The sequence below is a fragment of the Desulfopila sp. IMCC35006 genome, from assembly GCF_005116645.1.
In the GTDB taxonomy this organism is placed as follows: Bacteria; Desulfobacterota; Desulfobulbia; order Desulfobulbales; family Desulfocapsaceae; genus Desulforhopalus_A.
Genome location: NZ_SWCM01000066.1, coordinates 1 through 310 on the forward strand (window position 1 = coordinate 1; position 310 = coordinate 310).

The 310-nt window shown below is 36.8% G+C and carries 1 protein-coding gene; it reads right to left on the minus strand.

All coding sequences use genetic code 11. The features are described from left to right. Positions 1-120 precede the first annotated feature (120 nt). Positions 121-310 (minus strand): hypothetical protein (locus FCL47_RS24955; protein ID WP_205747435.1); only part of this gene is annotated, 190 nt, incomplete at its 5' end.

A 310-nucleotide genomic window follows, 5' to 3' on the forward strand; every position in this document is an offset into this window, starting at 1 on the left:
CCCCCTTAAAAGATTTTTCTTTTAAGGGGGCGACCGAAAATTTTTATCTCTTTGTCAAGAAAAAACGACCCAAGATGTTAATATTTATCAAAAATTTGCATGCAATTTTCTAACCGGATATTACTGACCTAAACCAAAACTATTATTCACTGTAAGGGCAAAAGAAACATCTTCCGAAAATCTGTAAGCTGATGTTAGATGAAGAGGAGTATAGGTCTTTGAGCTCGATTCATAGGCTTCATTGGTGACGGTTGATTCAAGTTTTTTTTGGGGCCAGATAAGGGTGACACCTCCCGCAAAATTTATTCCT